17 protein-coding genes and 1 pseudogene are annotated in these 16,772 nt (G+C 56.9%); 10 read left to right on the top strand and 8 right to left on the bottom strand.

Going from position 1 to position 16,772, the window contains the following annotated elements:
* Positions 1-2 precede the first annotated feature (2 nt).
* Positions 3-1,388, bottom strand: coding sequence for an iron-containing redox enzyme family protein (locus ACMXYH_RS12410; protein ID WP_415767241.1), 1,386 nt, complete (start codon positions 1,386-1,388; stop codon positions 3-5).
* A 193-nt stretch (positions 1,389-1,581) separates the two neighbouring features.
* Between ACMXYH_RS12410 and ACMXYH_RS12405 the strand changes: the two genes are divergently transcribed.
* Complete coding sequence (locus tag ACMXYH_RS12405) at positions 1,582-2,034, top strand: cupin domain-containing protein (protein WP_415767240.1); 453 nt, start codon at positions 1,582-1,584, stop codon at positions 2,032-2,034.
* 191 nt (positions 2,035-2,225) lie between these two features.
* Here the strand turns inward: ACMXYH_RS12405 and ACMXYH_RS12400 are convergent, their stop codons facing one another.
* Positions 2,226-2,957, bottom strand: coding sequence for a tellurite resistance TerB family protein (locus ACMXYH_RS12400; protein ID WP_415767239.1), 732 nt, complete (start codon positions 2,955-2,957; stop codon positions 2,226-2,228).
* A 171-nt stretch (positions 2,958-3,128) separates the two neighbouring features.
* Between ACMXYH_RS12400 and ACMXYH_RS12395 the strand changes: the two genes are divergently transcribed.
* The 5 genes from ACMXYH_RS12395 (at position 3,129) to ACMXYH_RS12375 (ending at position 6,311) form a co-directional block, all read left to right on the top strand.
* Complete coding sequence (locus ACMXYH_RS12395; protein ID WP_129436726.1) at positions 3,129-3,554, top strand: GNAT family N-acetyltransferase; 426 nt, start codon at positions 3,129-3,131, stop codon at positions 3,552-3,554.
* A 247-nt stretch (positions 3,555-3,801) separates the two neighbouring features.
* A complete protein-coding gene (pcsA, locus tag ACMXYH_RS12390) occupies positions 3,802-4,518 on the top strand; it encodes a phosphatidylcholine synthase (RefSeq protein WP_129436727.1) in 717 nt (238 codons plus the stop codon).
* A 16-nt stretch (positions 4,519-4,534) separates the two neighbouring features.
* Positions 4,535-4,921 (top strand): DUF488 domain-containing protein, encoded by a 387-nt coding sequence (locus ACMXYH_RS12385; protein WP_415767238.1) that lies wholly within the window; start codon positions 4,535-4,537, stop codon positions 4,919-4,921.
* An 85-nt stretch (positions 4,922-5,006) separates the two neighbouring features.
* Positions 5,007-5,480 (top strand): GNAT family N-acetyltransferase, encoded by a 474-nt coding sequence (locus ACMXYH_RS12380; protein WP_415767686.1) that lies wholly within the window; start codon positions 5,007-5,009, stop codon positions 5,478-5,480.
* Between the two features lie 63 nt (positions 5,481-5,543).
* Positions 5,544-6,311 carry a metallophosphoesterase gene (locus tag ACMXYH_RS12375; RefSeq protein WP_415767237.1) on the top strand — a complete coding sequence of 256 codons (768 nt, stop codon included), beginning with the start codon at positions 5,544-5,546 and terminating at the stop codon, positions 6,309-6,311.
* Here ACMXYH_RS12375 and ACMXYH_RS12370 read toward each other — a convergent pair.
* The 4 genes from ACMXYH_RS12370 to ACMXYH_RS12355 form a co-directional block, all read right to left on the bottom strand.
* Complete coding sequence (locus ACMXYH_RS12370; protein ID WP_134418558.1) at positions 6,285-7,160, bottom strand: alpha/beta fold hydrolase; 876 nt, start codon at positions 7,158-7,160, stop codon at positions 6,285-6,287. The genes ACMXYH_RS12375 and ACMXYH_RS12370 overlap by 27 nt on opposite strands.
* 768 nt (positions 7,161-7,928) lie before the next feature.
* Positions 7,929-8,912: a GlxA family transcriptional regulator gene (locus ACMXYH_RS12365; RefSeq protein ID WP_134418628.1), complete on the bottom strand. Its 984-nt coding sequence runs from the start codon at positions 8,910-8,912 to the stop codon at positions 7,929-7,931.
* Positions 8,913-9,100: 188 nt separating this feature from the next.
* Entirely contained in the window at positions 9,101-9,892 is a 792-nt protein-coding gene (gene map / locus ACMXYH_RS12360) for a type I methionyl aminopeptidase (protein ID WP_415767236.1), read from the bottom strand.
* Entirely contained in the window at positions 9,889-10,155 is a 267-nt protein-coding gene (locus tag ACMXYH_RS12355) for a ParD-like family protein (protein ID WP_149630851.1), read from the bottom strand. Before ACMXYH_RS12355 ends, map begins: the two co-directional genes overlap by 4 nt.
* A 310-nt stretch (positions 10,156-10,465) precedes the next feature.
* Here ACMXYH_RS12355 and ACMXYH_RS12350 point away from each other — a divergent pair, with 310 nt between their 5' ends.
* The 4 genes from ACMXYH_RS12350 to ACMXYH_RS12335 all read left to right on the top strand — a co-directional run bounded on the left by ACMXYH_RS12350 (position 10,466) and on the right by ACMXYH_RS12335 (position 14,875).
* Positions 10,466-12,145, top strand: a complete 1,680-nt coding sequence (locus ACMXYH_RS12350; RefSeq protein WP_415767235.1) for a thiamine pyrophosphate-binding protein — start codon at positions 10,466-10,468, stop codon at positions 12,143-12,145.
* 213 nt (positions 12,146-12,358) lie between these two features.
* Positions 12,359-13,576 (top strand): DUF3422 domain-containing protein, encoded by a 1,218-nt coding sequence (locus ACMXYH_RS12345; protein WP_415767683.1) that lies wholly within the window; start codon positions 12,359-12,361, stop codon positions 13,574-13,576.
* A gap of 474 nt (positions 13,577-14,050) precedes the next feature.
* On the top strand, positions 14,051-14,251 hold the full coding sequence (locus tag ACMXYH_RS12340) for a hypothetical protein (RefSeq protein ID WP_149630849.1): 201 nt from the start codon (positions 14,051-14,053) through the stop codon (positions 14,249-14,251).
* A 183-nt stretch (positions 14,252-14,434) separates the two neighbouring features.
* Positions 14,435-14,875, top strand: coding sequence for a hypothetical protein (locus ACMXYH_RS12335; protein ID WP_415767234.1), 441 nt, complete (start codon positions 14,435-14,437; stop codon positions 14,873-14,875).
* Positions 14,876-14,895: 20 nt separating this feature from the next.
* Here ACMXYH_RS12335 and ACMXYH_RS12330 read toward each other — a convergent pair.
* A pseudogene (locus tag ACMXYH_RS12330) lies at positions 14,896-15,111 on the bottom strand (class II aldolase/adducin family protein); the annotation flags it as partial.
* A gap of 224 nt (positions 15,112-15,335) precedes the next feature.
* Positions 15,336-16,757, bottom strand: a complete 1,422-nt coding sequence (locus ACMXYH_RS12325; RefSeq protein ID WP_415767233.1) for a mannose-1-phosphate guanylyltransferase/mannose-6-phosphate isomerase — start codon at positions 16,755-16,757, stop codon at positions 15,336-15,338.
* Between the last annotated feature and the right edge of the window lie 15 nt (positions 16,758-16,772).

Genomic DNA, 16,772 nt, shown 5'->3' with positions numbered 1-16,772 from the left:
CCCTATCGAAAACCGGATTTGAGTTCGATGAACCGTCGCGTGGCCATCAGGCCAGCGGGGTGGGCGTGCCGATGCGCAGACAACCACGGAATCAAGACTTGCATTTGCTCGTCGGCGGCAAGCCCTTTAAGTGTAGCGTGCAGGCTTTGGACATCCGGGTCATTGACGGGCACTGGCTGTTCGGTCGCGGCACTGCTACCGCGTCGAACCGCTGCCGGCGCTCGCGCAGGTCGCCAGTCCCCGGCAATCCAGTCGTGCAGCAGCTGTTTTTCGTAGGGGCTGAACACCCCGAACATGGCCGCGCCGTCGCCATCGATCAATTGCCAGAAACGGCTGGCTTGCGGGTCCTGGTGGCGCTTGATCCAGCCCTTGTTTTCCATGGCGATGAGGAAGCCTGGCAACTGCTCCGGCGTCGACAACCATTGATTGACGGTCTTGCCTTCAAACCGGCAGTAGTCGGAATGCATGTGCTGACCAAACGGGCGCTTGCGTTCAAGCATGTTGAGCAACTCGCCGTACAGGTCGAACGACTCGATGATCGCGCGACTGCCCTGCCCCAGATCGTTGAGCCGATAACCCAGCGCAACCCTGCGCAGAAAGTCTTCACGGTCGCCTTCCACCGGCAACAATTGCAGCACCGACTGCACGGCCTTTTGCGCGTGGCCGGTGCTGGCATTGTCGATGGTCACGTGCAGGGTGAAGTAATACGGATCGATGCCCAGTTCGCTGAGTTCATAGGCGCTGATCAGCAAATGCAGCGGCAGTTGTTCATAACCGAGGTTGTAGCCGATCACTTCCGGCAAAAAATCGTCGCTGCAATAACCCAGCGCCAATTGCACCGCGCCTTGCAAGTAACGCTGGTCCGGGATGAACGCGTTGTCCAGCAAGCCATGTTCGGCGAGCAGTTTGCGGTAGATCACCACATGATTTTGCGCCGGGTTGCCGTCGCCCAGCTCTTGCAGATAGGTGCAAATCAGCCCTTCGAAACGCGGGTCATGCCAGTGCCGCAGCAGGCCATACAGCCATGCGCCGTCCACCAGTTTGGTCGGGGCAACGGCTTGCAGGAAAAACAATGCGTGTGCCTTGTTGGTGAAGAACTGACGCGGCCCGCCGTCCTTGCGCTGTTGCAGGTAATCGGCGTATTGACGAGCCACTTCGGCGCAGTGATGTTCGACAAAGGTTGGCAGTGCCGACAGGTCGTGCGGCATGTCCTCGGGCAGGTCCTTTGCGTGTGCAAGTTGAGCCTCGAGGAAGGTTTTGCCGAGTGCACGCTGGTATTCGATATCGTCGCTCAGCAATAACTGTTCATAGATACGTTTCAGGCTGCCGGCGGTCGGGATCGAGCGTTCGTGGGTCGGCTGGGATTCAAGTCGTGTCAGGGCAGTCATGGGGTCGTCTCTCGGTCTGAGGCCAATGGCAGGACGCTGAATCAGCACGTCTCTACATCAGCAGAGCGACACGCCCGGAAAATAATTCAATCGGCGTTGAAATTGCTCGGACAGACGGGCAGCGCCGCAGCACCCGGCGCCAAATCAAGTGAATATACTCAGCGGGTGTGGACTCATCCTTCGGAGAGCAATCATGCGAACGGTTCATGTCATCGAGCCCGAAAAAACCCCCGACCCGGTCAATGTCGTGGGTGAGGCCATCACCATTCTCGCGGGCGGGGATCTGACCAAGCCCTTTGAAATGCATATCCAGGAAGGCGTGCAAGGCGGCGGGCCGCCTCCGCACTTTCACCCTTGGGACGAAGCGTTCTACGTCATCGACGGGCAGGTGGAAGTGACAGTTGCGGGCAAGGCCACCACCGTTTTCCCCGGGGGTTATGTGCATATTCCTGCTGGGACTGTTCATGCTTACAAGAACATCAGCGCGACGGCAAAGATGATTGGTGTGGTCTCTGATCCGCTCGGTGGTCAGTTCTTTGCCGCGGTGGATCAGCTCAAAGTGCCGCAGGATTTGCCGCGGATACTGGAGATCGCCGAGAGTTTCGGGGTTACGTTTCTGGTGCCAAAAGCCCCCATGACCTCGTAGGCGTTGCAACCAGCATCACCGTGTCATCGTTCTTCGCGAGCAAGTCGAATCGTCGCATCGCCGCTCCCACACTGGATCTGTATTGAACACAAAAAATGCATTCACTGAAGATCTAATGTGGGAGCGGCGGTGCGACGATTCGACTTGCACGCGAAGGCAACCTGACAGCCAACTTTTTTTGTGGATGAACCTCAAACAGTGCCACCTCTGGCCTGCTGCTCCAGATGCACTTGCAGCTCCGGATCGATACTCAGCGCCGCAGCCAGTTCATCCAGATAGCTACGTTCGGCGTCTTGCTGATCATCCACCAGCATCACACTGGCCAGGTACATCTCCGCCGCCATGCCGGAATCCGTGGCCGACTGCGCCACATCGGCGGCGTCCAGCGGCCGCGCGACTTCGTCATCCAGCCATTGCTGGAGCTCTGGGTCGTCGGTGTGGCGGCCGATTTCGGTGCTGATCATCTGCTTCTCAGCATCATCAATCCGGCCATCGGCCTTCGCCGCCGCAATCAATGCACGAAGAATCGCATGGCTGTGGTCCTCGACTTCCGGGCCGGACAACAGGTCGACAGTGCGCGGTGCCTGTTGCGGCGCCGAGGCCTGGCTGCGTTGCCAGGCTTGATAGGCCTGGAATGCCATCATTCCGAGCGAAGCCAGCGCCGCGTAATTGGTGCCGCCACCCGACCGAGTCTGGGTCGATCGGGTCTGGGTCGAACCGCCCATGGCGGAGCCACCGCCCAGCAGACCACCGAGCAAACCACCCAGGCCACCGCCCCCGGCGCTTGAACCGGCACCACCGCCCAACAGGCCGCCGAGCAATCCACCGAGACCACCTTGGGCCGACGCGCCACCGCCACCCTGTTGCGACGTTGAGCCCTGGCCGGCCCTTAGTAATTGTTCGAGCAAATCGCTGGTGTTCATGACGATGTCCTCATCGGTTGGAGTGACCCAGTCAGGCAACGATAGTCCTCGCCGGCAAATGCGCCACCACCGTTTGGCTGACATGAAACCCTTATTGCCCTTGACCCTGATGCCCCTCGGCTGCGAGTGTTCTACCCTTGCAAACTCGATGCCCACAGGATCAACGAACACATGGACCGCCACCTGATTGTCGTCAGCGACGTCATCGAACCTGAAGTCGAGCACGTACTCAGCGCCGGGCTGAGTGCCTTCAATGATCAGACGACCGGCATAAACGACCGCCAGTCGCTGGCAGTAACGGTCCGCGATCCGGATACCCATCAGGTGCTGGGCGGTATTACCGGGCGTACGTCGCTCGGTCTGCTGTTTCTCGATCTTTTCTACTTGCCCGAGTCACTGCGCGGCTCCGGGCTCGGTTCTCGACTGCTTAAAGCGTACGAGGACGAAGGCCGTCGTCGTGGTTGCCGCTCGGCGGTGCTCTATACCCTCAGTTTCCAGGCCCCGCAGTTCTATGAAAAACACGGCTGGCAGCGCTTCGGCGAAGTGCCTTGCGACCCGCCAGGCACGAGTCGGGTGTTCATGAGCAAGGCGCTGTGAATGAGCCTGTCTGCAGCCGATCAATCCGCCGGTCACTGCGTTTGAGTAAAACGTATCGCCCTGCGCCGATGTTTCATTTAATACCCCAGATTTATCCGGGGTATTTTTTTGCCGCCCAGCTAAGATTTACAGATGGTGAACCTTATCCCCGGATACCCGGTCGATACATGCAACCTGACTTGGTTTGCCGACACCCCCGATTGATGGGGTGATAACAGGCTTGCTTCACTTTCTGGAGAACGCCCCCGTGATATCGACCCTACACATCGCCAGGCTCAAAGCATGGGGCGCCCATGGTTTTACCGCCACCGGCGTGGTCACTGCCTTCCTCGCGACCCTCGCCCTGCTGGAAAACCAGGCCACAAACTGCCTGCTATGGCTGGGCGTCGCCCTGATCGTCGATGGGCTGGATGGCGCGTTGGCACGCAAGGTCAATGTCCAGTCGGTACTGCCAAGTTTCGATGGCTCGATCCTCGATCTGGTCATCGACTACCTGACGTACGTGTTTATCCCCGCGCTGTTCATTTATCGTTACATCCCCTTGCCGGACTACACGCTGCTGCTGTCCGTGTCGCTGATTCTGGTCTCGTCGCTGTTTTGCTTCTGCAACGTCAACATGAAGAGCAAGGACAACTACTTCCAGGGCTTTCCCGCCGCCTGGAACGTGGTCGCCCTGTGCCTGTACATCATCGCCCCGTCGCCGTGGATCACTTTTCTCACCATCATCGGCCTGGCGCTGTTGACCGTGACCCGGATGAAGTTCCTCCACCCGTTCCGCGTGCGCAAGTTCATGCCGATCAACATCGCGGTAACGGCCATCTGGCTGCTGTGCAGCTTGTCGCTGGTGGTCAACCATCCGGTGATCAACCCGTTGGTGATGGGGCTTTGGCTGCTGATGTCGGCTTACTTCCTGGGGATCTGCATCTGGCGCACGGCGCTGGAGTGGTTCGAAAGCTCGCGGTAATAAAGGAATGTAGAGCGTGCCCATCCATATCGTGCGCCTCGGTTCACCGCGCGCAGCCAATGAAGGCCTGCGCCTGGGCACGGTGCGTCGCCCGCCGCGTGGCGTGCCGAAAGCCGAGTTTGCCAGTCGGGATTTTTATGACGTGTGGCAGCCGCTGCTGTCTCCCAGTGCAGAACTGGTCGCAGAAGCCAAAGCGGCAGAAGACGCGAAGGCGTGGGAAGTGTTCAAGCGCAAGTTCAAGACCGAAATGAACCACCCGGCGCCCAGCCAGTTGCTCGATTTGTTGGCAGCGTTGTCCCATCAAACGTCACTGGCCATTGGCTGTTATTGCGAAGTTGAAGCGCATTGCCATCGGTCGGTGTTGCGGGCGCTGTTAGCGGCGCGTGGTGCGCAGCTCAAATAGTCGCTGGCGCAGGCTATTGCGACATTGACCGCTCAAGATCGGACTAAAGGATTTTGGTAAGGACACAAGGATCGAGGTCTTGAAAATGAATAACCAGATTCGACTCGCCACCCCTGACGATGCGGCAGCCATCAGCCAGGTCATCATTCAATCGCTGCGCCAGTCCAATGCCCTGGACTACCCGCCCGACGTCATCACCCAGGTAGAGAAAAGCTTTTCTACCGAGGCCATCCGCGCCTTGTTAAGCCAACGCCAGGTCTTTGTCGCCACCATCGATAAGCGTGTAGTCGCCACGGCCAGCCTTGATCAACACGTTGTACGCAGCGTATTCGTTGACCCAAGCCATCAGGGGGGCGGACTCGGCAGGCAGTTGATGGCAACGATTCAATCTGTCGCCCAAGAAGCAAAAATCGAGGTACTGCGCGTTCCCTCCTCCATCACCGCAGAAGCCTTTTACTTCAAGCTGGGTTATCGAAAAATCCGCGACGAATTTCACGGGGTCGAGCGCACGATAATTATGGAGCGGCGTTTGAGGCCCGTTGTCGACTACACAAACTGACGCCAGCGAATGTCCGTCATTGAGCTGTTCTTGTTACCATCCAAAATAAGTAGGAGTCGGTCGATGCGCATCGCCTTGCTGTCAGACATCCATTTGTCCGTCAACGCGTTACCTTTTCCCGATATGGATGCCGATATTGTCGTCCTCGCGGGAGACATCTCCCGACCGGCTACAGCCATTGAGTGGGCCAAATCGTGCCCTGTTCCGATCGTGTACGTGGCAGGGAATCACGAGTTTTATGGCAGCGACTTGATCTCTACCTACGAGCACTTGAACAGGTTGTCGGAAGGCACACAGATCCACGTATTGGAACGCTCGGAGTATCTCCACAACGGTGTGCGGTTTTTGGGTTGCACCCTGTGGTCTGACTATCGACTTTTCGATTCTGCAGAGGATCGGGCACAGGGTATTGATCTGGCTACGAAGCTCATGCGGGACTTCACCCACATAAAAATCTCGCCAGATTTTCCAGACCTGTTCAGCCCGGCAATTTCCCAACTGATTTTTTTACAGACAGTCGCCTGGCTGGAAGACTGCTTCACCCGCGACAGAAGCACTCCCACGGTGGTGGTTTCGCATTTTGCACCGACACGGTTGAGCATAGGCCCGCTGTTTGAGAATTCGCCGATTAACGCGAGTTTTGTTTCAGACCTCGAAGACCGGATCAACGTCTGGCAGCCGGCACTTTGGCTGCATGGCCATACCCATGGGAGCTTTGACTACCAGGTGGGCAAAACTCGCGTCATTTGCAACGCCCGGGGCTATGCAAAAAATGGCGTTAATGAAAATCCGGAATTTAATCGCTCATACGTGATTGACCTGGATATCTGAGGCAACACGGCCCTGCCTCCTGGAAGCCGGATCCAGAAAACCGAGCAAGGCCTGCCGGGTGTCATGCCAGGCCGCCGGATGTTCCATATCGAGGAAGTGCCCGGCGTTCTTGATGGTATGGAACCGGGACTGAGACGCATGATCGGCGAACAGCCGGGCGTCTTCGACCGACGTGTACTCATCCCATTCGCCGTTGACAAACAGCAGCGGTATTTCGATGGCAGCGGCACAGGCGACATAGCAATGGGTGTCTTGGGTCAGCACCTCATTGACGTGGAAATGCATCTGCCTGTACTCGTGCTCGGCCAGGCTTCTGACATGGCGGTCATTAAAGCGTTTGAACAGCGATGGCAGGTGCTTGCCGATCGTGCTGTTGATCAAGCGACCGACATTGAGGCGGTCGCAAGCCTGGAGATGGTTCAGGCCGCTCTCCAGGTAATCGCGCATCGGTGTATTGATACGAGCTGCGAATGAATTGATCACCGCCTTCTCGATTCGTCGCGGCCGCTGGGCCAGCGCCAGCAAGGTAGCCGCACCGCCCCAGGAAAAGGACAGCACATGGTGCGCACCAAAGTGTTCGATTAAATCCAGCAGTATCGCGGCCTCGTCTTCCTTTCGGATCGGTTGGCCGTGGAGGTTGTGTTCCTTCGACTGACCGGCATAGGGCTGGTCGTAGAGAATCACATTGAATCGCGGCTGCAGGTAACGCACCGTTTGGGCAAAAGATGCGGTCGTTGCCAGTGAGCCGTTGACCAGAATGATGGTCTTGTCAGCGGCAGTGTTGAGATAGTGCTCGGTATATACCTTGTACTTCCCGCAGATCTCGACGATGGCAGTTTTCGGCATCATGACATTTACTTCCTTGAACCCATTGGACTAAGCGCACAGCGTTTGGGATGCCCACAGGGCCCTATCGCAGACAGCAGAACACGTGGACCTGACAGCGAAGTGTCAGGCCAATACATCAATAACTCAGAGTGGTTTTCAAGCGTCAACGCATAGGCCTCCTCGGGCTTAATCTGGCAACACGGACAAGCGACAACAGCGCGAGGGTGCTCGGATGGCTGCCGTGACCAATGAGTCACTGACTGACCATATGTTCAGAGTTAAGCAGGGATTTCCCCGTCTGCAAGAACGCAGACGAGTTATTGCGTCGAAGACGGCGTGATGGTCGAACGATGTCACCCAAGACGAGGCGACGCGCGAAAGCTCCGCGGGCGGCCATCCCATGTTCGCGGATCACTTTCCGGGGGACGCCCCCGAGTCATCGGTCCCGTCGAAATACTTGGCTATTGGCCCAGGCCTTGCTTTGGCATCTTTTGCGGCACCTGGTCATCTTTCCGGAATTTCGAATGTTTATGCCTGATAGGGCTTAGTAGACGACCGCTGCTGCTGATGCAGACCGCAAGCCTGGTGACGATCATGGAGTTTATGCAGGACCTGAACAGGGTGTTGATTGTGGTAAGCATCTAGACGACAGACCGCCCCACTTTCAGGAATCCCCCCAAGGTTGGGGCAAAGAGTCGAAAACGGACGTTTTGGCTTCCTCAAAACTACTGAATGATGACGGCGTAAATCTGCACAAATCACGAGTAAGCATCGACTCAAAAAGCCGTTCTATTTGACGAGACGCGTTTCCTTGGAAGGCCTGTATCCAAAGTACGAGCTATAGCACTTGCTGAAATGGCTGGGCGATACAAAGCCACACGCAACCAACACGTCCACCTGGGATAGCTCCGTGTGCTGGAGCAACCGACGCGCCTCGGTAATCCGCAATTCCATGTAATACCGTTGTGGTGTTGTGCCCAGTTGCTCCTTGAACAAGCGCTCGAGTTGTCGACGCGAACGACCTGCGTATACGGCCAACTGCTCCAACTCCAGAGGTTCTTCGAGGTTGGCATCCATCAGCTTCACCACCTCGCGTAATGGTGCGCTCACGCAAACATTTTCAGTCGGTTTTATGCGCCGATAACGTGACTCCTCGAAAGCCAGGATGTCCTCAATACCCTCGACGAGGGCTTTGTCGTGCAAGCCTTTGATCCAGTCCAGCGCCATGTGGAATGCCCCCGAGGGACTGGAAGCCGTGAGTCGGTCTCGATCGATGACGTAGGGCTCACTGGTGACATGCGTCGCCTTGGCGATTTCCGCGAGCGCGGGGCGATGTTCGGGGTGAATCGCGCAACGATATCCGTCAAGCAAACCTGCCCTTCCCAGGAACCATGCGCCATTCCACAACCCGGCCAAAATGACGCCCTGGTCTGATGCAGCCCTCAATAGGGAGATGAGTTCATCCGTCGCTTTGAGTTCTGTCCTGTAGCCGCCACAAACGACCAGAAGGTCCAGCTCCTGGATCGTTGAGCCATCGAAACGGGTATCCGGCCGAATGACCAGGCCCAGGTCACTGACGACTTCCTCATCGGTCAAGCCGAACGTTCGGGAAGAGAACAACCCGGGTCGCAGAAGATTCGCGGTGACAATCGTATCCAGTGCTTGCGTGAATGCGGGCAGCGAGAAATGCTCAAGCAGCAGAAATCCTGCCCGGACCATTTGAGTCTTCTCGTTGGGGTTCTCATTCAGATAGCGGAGATTTTTCCCCTTCATGCCTCCGCTAAATTGGCGTCGCTCGATCAATGTTCGGCCTACTCGGTTACGTTACCCAACCTGTCGTTGGGTGCGTTGATAAACCTCAATGCTAACTGCAGACGTTTCAAAACCACTAGCGCCATTTTGCGATTGATCAGGCCATTTGGATGGCCGTGACGTAGCTATGTGTCACTCGCAAACCGCGCCTAAACGATGGCGGGATACCCATCGACACTATCGGGCCAAGGGGACAGAACCTCGAAGCCGTCGTCAGTGACTGCGACCATATGCTCCCACTGAGCCGAGAGTGAGTGATCCTTGGTGACCACGGTCCAGCCATCAGCCAGCGTTTTCACATGGCGTTTGCCAGCGTTCAACATGGGTTCAATAGTGAAGATCATGCCGGCTTTCAGTTTCAGGCCCTGGCCTGGATAGCCGTAGTGAAGGACCTGCGGCTCATCGTGATAAATCTTGCCGATACCGTGACCGCAGTATTCGCGCACGACGCTGAATCCGTCTCTTTCGGCCACCGTCTGAATGGCATGGCCAATGTCACCCAGCGTAGCGCCTGGGCGGACGACGCGAATACCGGCACACATCGCTTCATAGGTCGTCTCGGCCAGACGTCGGGCATCCGGGCCGGGCTCACCCACGAAGTACATGCGGCTGGTGTCGCCGCACCAACCCTCCTTGATAACGGCAATGTCGATATTGACGATGTCGCCATCCTTTAGTGGCGTGGCCGAAGGAATGCCATGACAGACCACTTGGTTGACCGATGTACACACGGTTTTCGGGAAGCCGTGATAGCCGACATTGCCCGGAATGGCTTTCTGCACGTTGACGATGTAGTCGTGACAGAGCTGATCAAGTTCGTCGGTGGTGACCCCCGCTTTGACATGCGGAGCAATCATGGCCAGGACCTCGGCGGCCAGCGTGCCCGCAGCGCGAGACTTGGCTATTTCTGCCGGGGTATTGATAGCAACACTGGCCTTCATTGCTGGGCTCCTGGTGTTGCATCAACCTGGGCGTTTTGCGAAAAATCGGCGAGTGCGCATAGCTGTTTTACATCGAGGCCGCCAGCCAGTTCGGCACGAATCAGCAAGCGGCAGATGTCGCTGTGGTCCAGGTTGGGATGTAACTCCGCAAGCATCCCGATGCGCATCCAGTGCTCGGCTTGGGCGTTGATCGAGCGACTCAGCGCATCGCTGGCGACGCGCAGATTCTCGTGCATGGCTTCTGAAATTTTTACGATACCCACTGCTCAATCCGATATGAAATGCATATGAACCGTATATTAGTCGGTAGTCGTGTGAAATTGCAATTTCACGATTTATAGCCATGACTGAAGCGCGCGGCAGCATAAAAAAGTCACTGGGTGACTTGAAGTCCGACTTCAATAGCTGAGGGAATGAAGTGCTGAGCAATCATCGTTTGTACCCCTACTCGATGATGCTCAGAATTCGTGGCGCAGACGCTAGCCGTTGTTCTTCCATTTGATCGAGTCAGTACCTGTCAGAAAGAGAGCGATTCACCCTTTCACACCGCACCATTCGACTCAGGAGATAACAATGAATAAAACCATTTCTCGTCGTAGCGGAGGTCAGATATTGGTGGATGCCTTACGCATCCATGGCGTCAAAAGAGCTTTTTGTGTTCCGGGAGAAAGCTACCTTGCGGTTCTCGATGCATTGCATGACGTGCAAGAAGAAATCGACCTGGTGGTGTGCCGCCAGGAAGGTGGGGCGGCCTATATGGCCGAAGCCTACGGCAAGCTCACTGGACAGCCAGGCATCTGCTTCGTGACCCGAGGCCCGGGGGCTACAAACGCCTCGATTGGCGTTCACACTGCGTTCCAGGATTCATCGCCGATGATTCTGTTCATTGGCCAGGTCGCTCGCGATCAGCAGTATCGCGAAGCCTTTCAGGAAGTTGATTTTCGCCAGATGTTTGGCCCCTTGGCGAAATGGGTCGTGCAAATAGACGACACCCGCAGAATTCCCGAACTGATCAGCCAGGCGTTCCACCGAGCGGTCAATGGCAGACCTGGGCCTGTCGTGGTCGCACTGCCGGAAGACATGCTGACCGAAATGGCGGAAGTCAGTGATGCCGGGCCTTTCAAACGCGTATTGATGACCCCGGCAGCCGAGCAAATGGCCGCCATGCAGCAACTTCTTGAGCGATCAGAGCGTCCATTGATGGTGCTGGGTGGCAGCGGTTGGGATACCGAGTCAGTGCACGACATCCGGCTTTTTGCTGAACAGCAAAATATCCCGGTTGCCGCCTCCTTTCGCTGCCAGGACCTGTTCGACAATCGACACCCGAACTATGTCGGCGATCTTGGTTTCGCCGCGTCAGCGCAGCTGTCCTCAGCGGTAAAAAACGCCGATCTGCTGCTGGTCGTGGGCTCCAGAATGGGTGAGGTTTCAACGGGCGGATATGCTGCCTTGGACATCCCGGTACCCAAGCAAACCTTGATCCATATTCACCAAGGCATCGAGGAACTGGGGCGGGTTTACCAACCTGCGTTAGCGATAAACAGCAGCATGTCGACCTTTGCCAAATCAGCCGCAAAACTTCCGGCGGTGCCCAGCCAAATAAAGAATGAATGGACGCGCACCCTGAACAAAAACTACTGCGAAAATCTGCAACACTCGCCCTCCCCTGGCGATGTGCAAATGGCCGAAATCATTGAGTGGTTGAATCGCAGTCTTCCGGACGACGCGATCCTGACCAATGGCGCCGGAAACTACGCCGTCTGGCTTCAACGCTTCTATCAGTTCCGCCAATACCGCACTCAGTTAGGCCCTACCAATGGCTCCATGGGCTACGGCGTTCCTGCGGCGGTGGCCGCCAAACTGACGTGCCCGGATCGAGTGGTGGTTTCTTTTTCCGGGGATGGCTGCTTCTTGATGAACGGCCAGGAGATAGCGACTGCAGCGCAGTATGGCGCCCATGTGATTTTCGTCGTGATCAACAACGGAATGTACGGAACCATCAGAATGCACCAGGAACGCAATTACCCTGGACGTGTTTCAGGCACCGAATTGCACAACCCGGATTTCGCCGCACTTGCCCAAGCCTATGGACTGCATGGCGAGGTGGTAACCGCCACGTCGGAATTTGCCCCAGCGTTTGAACGCTGCCTTGGTATGTCCCGGCCATCCTTGATTGAGGTCAGAGTCGACCCTGAAGCATTGACCCCTCGACTCAGCCTGACTCAGATCAGGGAGCAATCAAGCAAGAAGTAAGCGGCAACCCGTTCTTCTGTTTTGGGCGCCTGGTTCATGTTGTAGAAGGCGCCTTTTTTAGTTCTTCCCTCCCACGCAATGGTTCGCCTGCCTGCTACTGAATCAACAGCGGTGCGTTACCACCCAGCGACAACCCATGGATTGCTGCTTGTGACTCGTGAGTTTATCGACTTGTCCCACCTACAACAGCAGTCGATCAATGGCCTGAACAGCATGCATCCGCAAAGACAAACCCTGCACAACGAACTGCACGCGCGCCCGTCACTGTATTTCGACGAGCCGGCCCATGTGTTTCATCTGGCCTTTCTCGGCGCAGACGCGCAGTGCAATGCGCTGCTGGAGCGCTGCTGCCCTGCTCCGATCGATCCTCATGCCGCCCAGGGCATCACCCAACTCGATGGCCACGCCCTGAAATGGGAACGCCACGCCGAGTTCTTCACCCTGACCCTGGTGGTCACTTCATCCTGCGATGACCTGTCCTGGACATCGCTGCCCGAGGTGCTGGCGCAAAAAGTCGAAGCGCATTTGCCGCAGTTGATCAACTCGGTGCAGATCGTAGTGCGTGGCGAAGCCGGCCTGGACCTCGCCGGCTACGGCTTCAAGGACCCGTGCGGTTCCTGCGTGGGCGGTGGCGATGCGGTGGTCTGGAGCGATTTTCGTCTCAGCGAGGACGGCAACAACCACATCCTGTTCGTCAACCGGCGCCTTAACGCTTACCGCCAAGGGCGGATGATCCGCCGTCTGCTGGAAATCGAGACCTACCGCATGATGGCCTCGCTGTCATTGACCACGGCCAAGACCTTGAGCGCGCAACTCGATGTCTTTGACAAGACCTTGGTCACCCTCTCCGAGCGTAACGCCGACGCTGACGGCTGCAACGCGAAAGCCCTGCTGGCGGACATCTCCAACCTGTCAGCCCAAGTGGTCAGCAGTACCGCGAAAACCCGCCACCGCTTCAGTGCCACCCAGGCCTATGCCCAACTCGTGTACGAACGCCTGGGCGAATTGCGGGAAAGTCACGTAGGCGATTGCCAGCGTCTCGGGGTGTTCATCGAACGCCGTTTCAAACCCACCGTCAGGTACTGCACCGCCACCGAACAACGCCTGGAGCACCTGGCGAAAAGCGTGGCCAACCTGGGCGACCTGTTACAAGCCCGGGTTCAGGTGGAAATGGAAGAACAGAACTCGGAAATTCTCAAAAGCCTGAACGCCCGCGCCGATGCCCAGATCAAAATCCAGCGCGCCGTCGAAGGTCTGTCGATTATCGCCATTACTTACTACCTGCTGAACCTGCTCAAGCTTGGCTACTCAGGGTTGCACCTGCTCGGCGCCGAGGTGGCCCCGCGAGAGGCGATGCTGGCTATGACGCCCCTCGCGATCGCCATCCTTGCGCTGATTATTTTCCGCATCAAGAAGGTCAAAGAGCACTGAAACGGCGAATCGCAGGGATGCTGAATACCGCACACAAGGGCTCTAGCAAGCGTCAGCGCCTGAAGCATTTAACGGAGTGACTGAGTCAGTGCCTGAAGCAGAGACATTAAGAAAGGAATTCCACATCTCATAAGCATCGTGATGCCGTTTGGTTGCCTCTTCCCATTCCGGCCCTGAAACACATCTGGAAGAGACCAGCGTCATCATTCCCATCGTTGCGGCATCCAGCTCGATCAGGAAAGCGTGAGAGTGGATCCTGAAGTCTTCGACCGATGGCATTACGTGTTCCCCCGGCGGAATCCACCGCTATCAAGGAGCGACTGCTCCTCGGACGGTGGAGTATTGCCACCCGGTAGAATTCAGGCCGTCTGACCGCCGGTACGTTTCGTCAGGTAATCGAGGAACGCCGACAAAAAATCTCGAACTCAAGCCATAGCGTTGAATCCAATGTTCAGGTCTATGGAGGTCAGCGATATGAACAGTGACGACAGTGTTAATGACGTCAAATCAAATGCAACGTCAAACGCCGAAAGAGAGCTTGAGGACAGGGACACGGACGCCAAAGGTGTGGATGAAACCGTAACGCCCTCTTCAACTCGAACCAAAGAGCAGGAAGCTGAGGAACTCAGTCGGAAAATAGCTGAGATAGAACGGAAGGTGGCGGACGGTAACTAGTAAGGCTCCAAGGGACGTGAGGTTGTAATCTTGAAGACACGCCGCTCCTCTCCTTCACCAATGTATTTGCATTGACGTTGGACGGGGCTAGGCCGGTTCCGGTGCTACGCTTTCATTTCCTCGAATAGAGAACGAAGCGATGTCCACCGAACTCTCAATCCCCACACGTTCACGACTGTAGCCATGAAACGGTTCCTGATCGGTGGTATCACCGTAGCGATTATCGGCACGATGACGTATGGATTTTTCCAATGGAAAATCGTCGAAAGCCACAAGCACGACATGCTGTGTGGAGAGGCCAAGCAGACGCTGAAAGGCGTGGAAATGCGAGCGCGGGCGTTGGCTGCCGGATTGTCTGTAGACGCCTATGCCAAGGCTGAAGAAGACGAAGTGGCGACACTCATTGTTGCGCTCGATGCCGCCAAGAGCGACGCTGAGGTCGACTCGGTCATAGAGGCTCACGCTGCCGCCCTGGAAGCGGAGGATGCGGCTATTGACGCTCAGGTTGATACCCGAGGCGATCAGACATTCCTCGAGCAGCGACTCGTGAAACAGCGGATACCTGCCGACGTTAAACAAGAACTGCAACGCGCCGCGAAGGCTGTTAGCGTCAAGTGTAGTTAGTGTTCAACTGTGCCCTACCCCACCGCCCCCAAAAGCAGCCCAAAGGCATTGATCAGGAAATGCTCGTCGGGCCCCGGCACTCGCGCCGAAAAATGCGTGTAGATGTGATCAGTCCATTTGAACAGGGCCGCCAGCCGATAGGCCGCGGCCAGTTTCACCCGCACATCCCATTCTTCGGGGCTGGCGCGCTGGCGAACATTTTTCGAGACGCTGGATAACGGGCTAACGCTGCTTATGGCAAAACTTCCTGGAGGGCCTTAAGGATCTCCAGCAAGCCTATGGGAAGCCAAAAAATAATAAAAAGCACATGTTAATCCAAGCTAATTATCATTTTTTTTTATTATATTTCAGCCACTCCATTCATGCCGCGCTCCGAAGGCAGGGGTCGTGGGTTCGATCCCAACGAAGCTCGCGGATCTTCCTCGTTCGATAAACAAGCCAACGCTTCTGGTAAATGGGCTCAACTCTTGACCTGTTGGCTCCTGCCGTAGACATCTTCCAGGCGCTCGATATCGTCCTCGCCCAGGTAACTGCCCGACTGCACCTCGATGATTTCCAGCGGGATCTTGCCGGGGTTGGACAGGCGATGCACCGAAGCGATCGGGATGTAGGTTGACTGGTTTTCAGTGAGCAGGAAGACCTTTTCGTTGCACGTCACCTGGGCTGTACCGGAGACCACGATCCAGTGTTCGGCGCGGTGGTGATGCATCTGCAGGGAAAGCTGCGCGCCCGGTTTCACGGTGATGTGCTTGACCTGGTGGCGGGTGCCGCTGTCCACCGAATCGTAACTGCCCCAGGGGCGATACACCGCGCAGTGGCTCTGGGTTTCCGAGCGACCTTTGGCATCGAGCGCATTGACCAGTTTTTTCACGTCCTGCACGGCATCGCGGTGCGCGACCATCAACGCATCTTTGGTTTCTATCACGACCAAATCGTTCAGCCCTAGCAGGGTCACCAGCTTGCTACTGCCATGCACGAAGCAATTGCGGCTGTTGTAGCTGACGACATCGCCCTTGAGCACATTCCCGTCGACGTCTTTGTCATGCACATCCCACAGCGCCGACCAGCAACCGACATCGCTCCAGCCAGCGCTTAGCGGGACGACCCAGGCGCGGCTGGTGCGCTCCATCACCGCATAGTCGATGGAGTTGTCCGGGCAGCATTCAAAGGTGACCCGATCGATACTGGTCACGCCTTCGCTGCTGCGGCTGCGCTCCAGGGCCAGCACGCAGGTGTCGTACATGTCGGGTTCGTGAGTGCGCAACTCGTCGAGATAGCGGCTGGCACGGAACAGGAACATCCCGCTGTTCCAGAAGTACTCGCCGGATCGGACAAATTCGCTGGCGGTTTGCTGGTCGGGTTTCTCGATAAACTTCTCGACCTTGAAGGCGCCGGCGCCAGCATCGCTGCCGGCGGCCTTGATATACCCAAAACCGGTTTCCGGACGCATCGCCGGAATGCCGAACAACACCATATTGCCTTTGAGCGCCTCTTCCTGCGCGTGTGACAGCGTGGCGCGCAAGGCGGGCACGTCACTAATCACGTGGTCGGCCGGAAGCACCAGCAGCAGCTCATCGCGGCCCTCGGCGATCAGCTTGAGGGCCACCAGCGCCACCGCCGGCGCGGTATTGCGGCCGAAGGGTTCGAGCAGTATCGCCTGCGGCGTACAGCCGATGGCGGCGAGTTGTTCATTGACGATAAAGCGATGTTCCTGATTACAGACCACGATCGGCTTGCCGATACCCTCGAACGCCAGGCGCTGCAGGGTCTGCTGAAACAGCGATCCCTCGCCTGCCAGACTCAGGAATTGCTTGGGATACAACTTGCGCGACAACGGCCACAACCGCGAACCACTGCCGCCGGACAGAATGACTGGAATCATTGCACTTTCCTCCTG

Origin of the sequence: Pseudomonas frigoris (assembly GCF_047758635.1) — a bacterium.
GTDB lineage: Bacteria > Pseudomonadota > Gammaproteobacteria > Pseudomonadales > Pseudomonadaceae > Aquipseudomonas > Aquipseudomonas frigoris.
The sequence above is the reverse complement of the archived record's forward strand: the minus strand, read 5'-3'. Positions and strand labels throughout refer to the sequence as shown.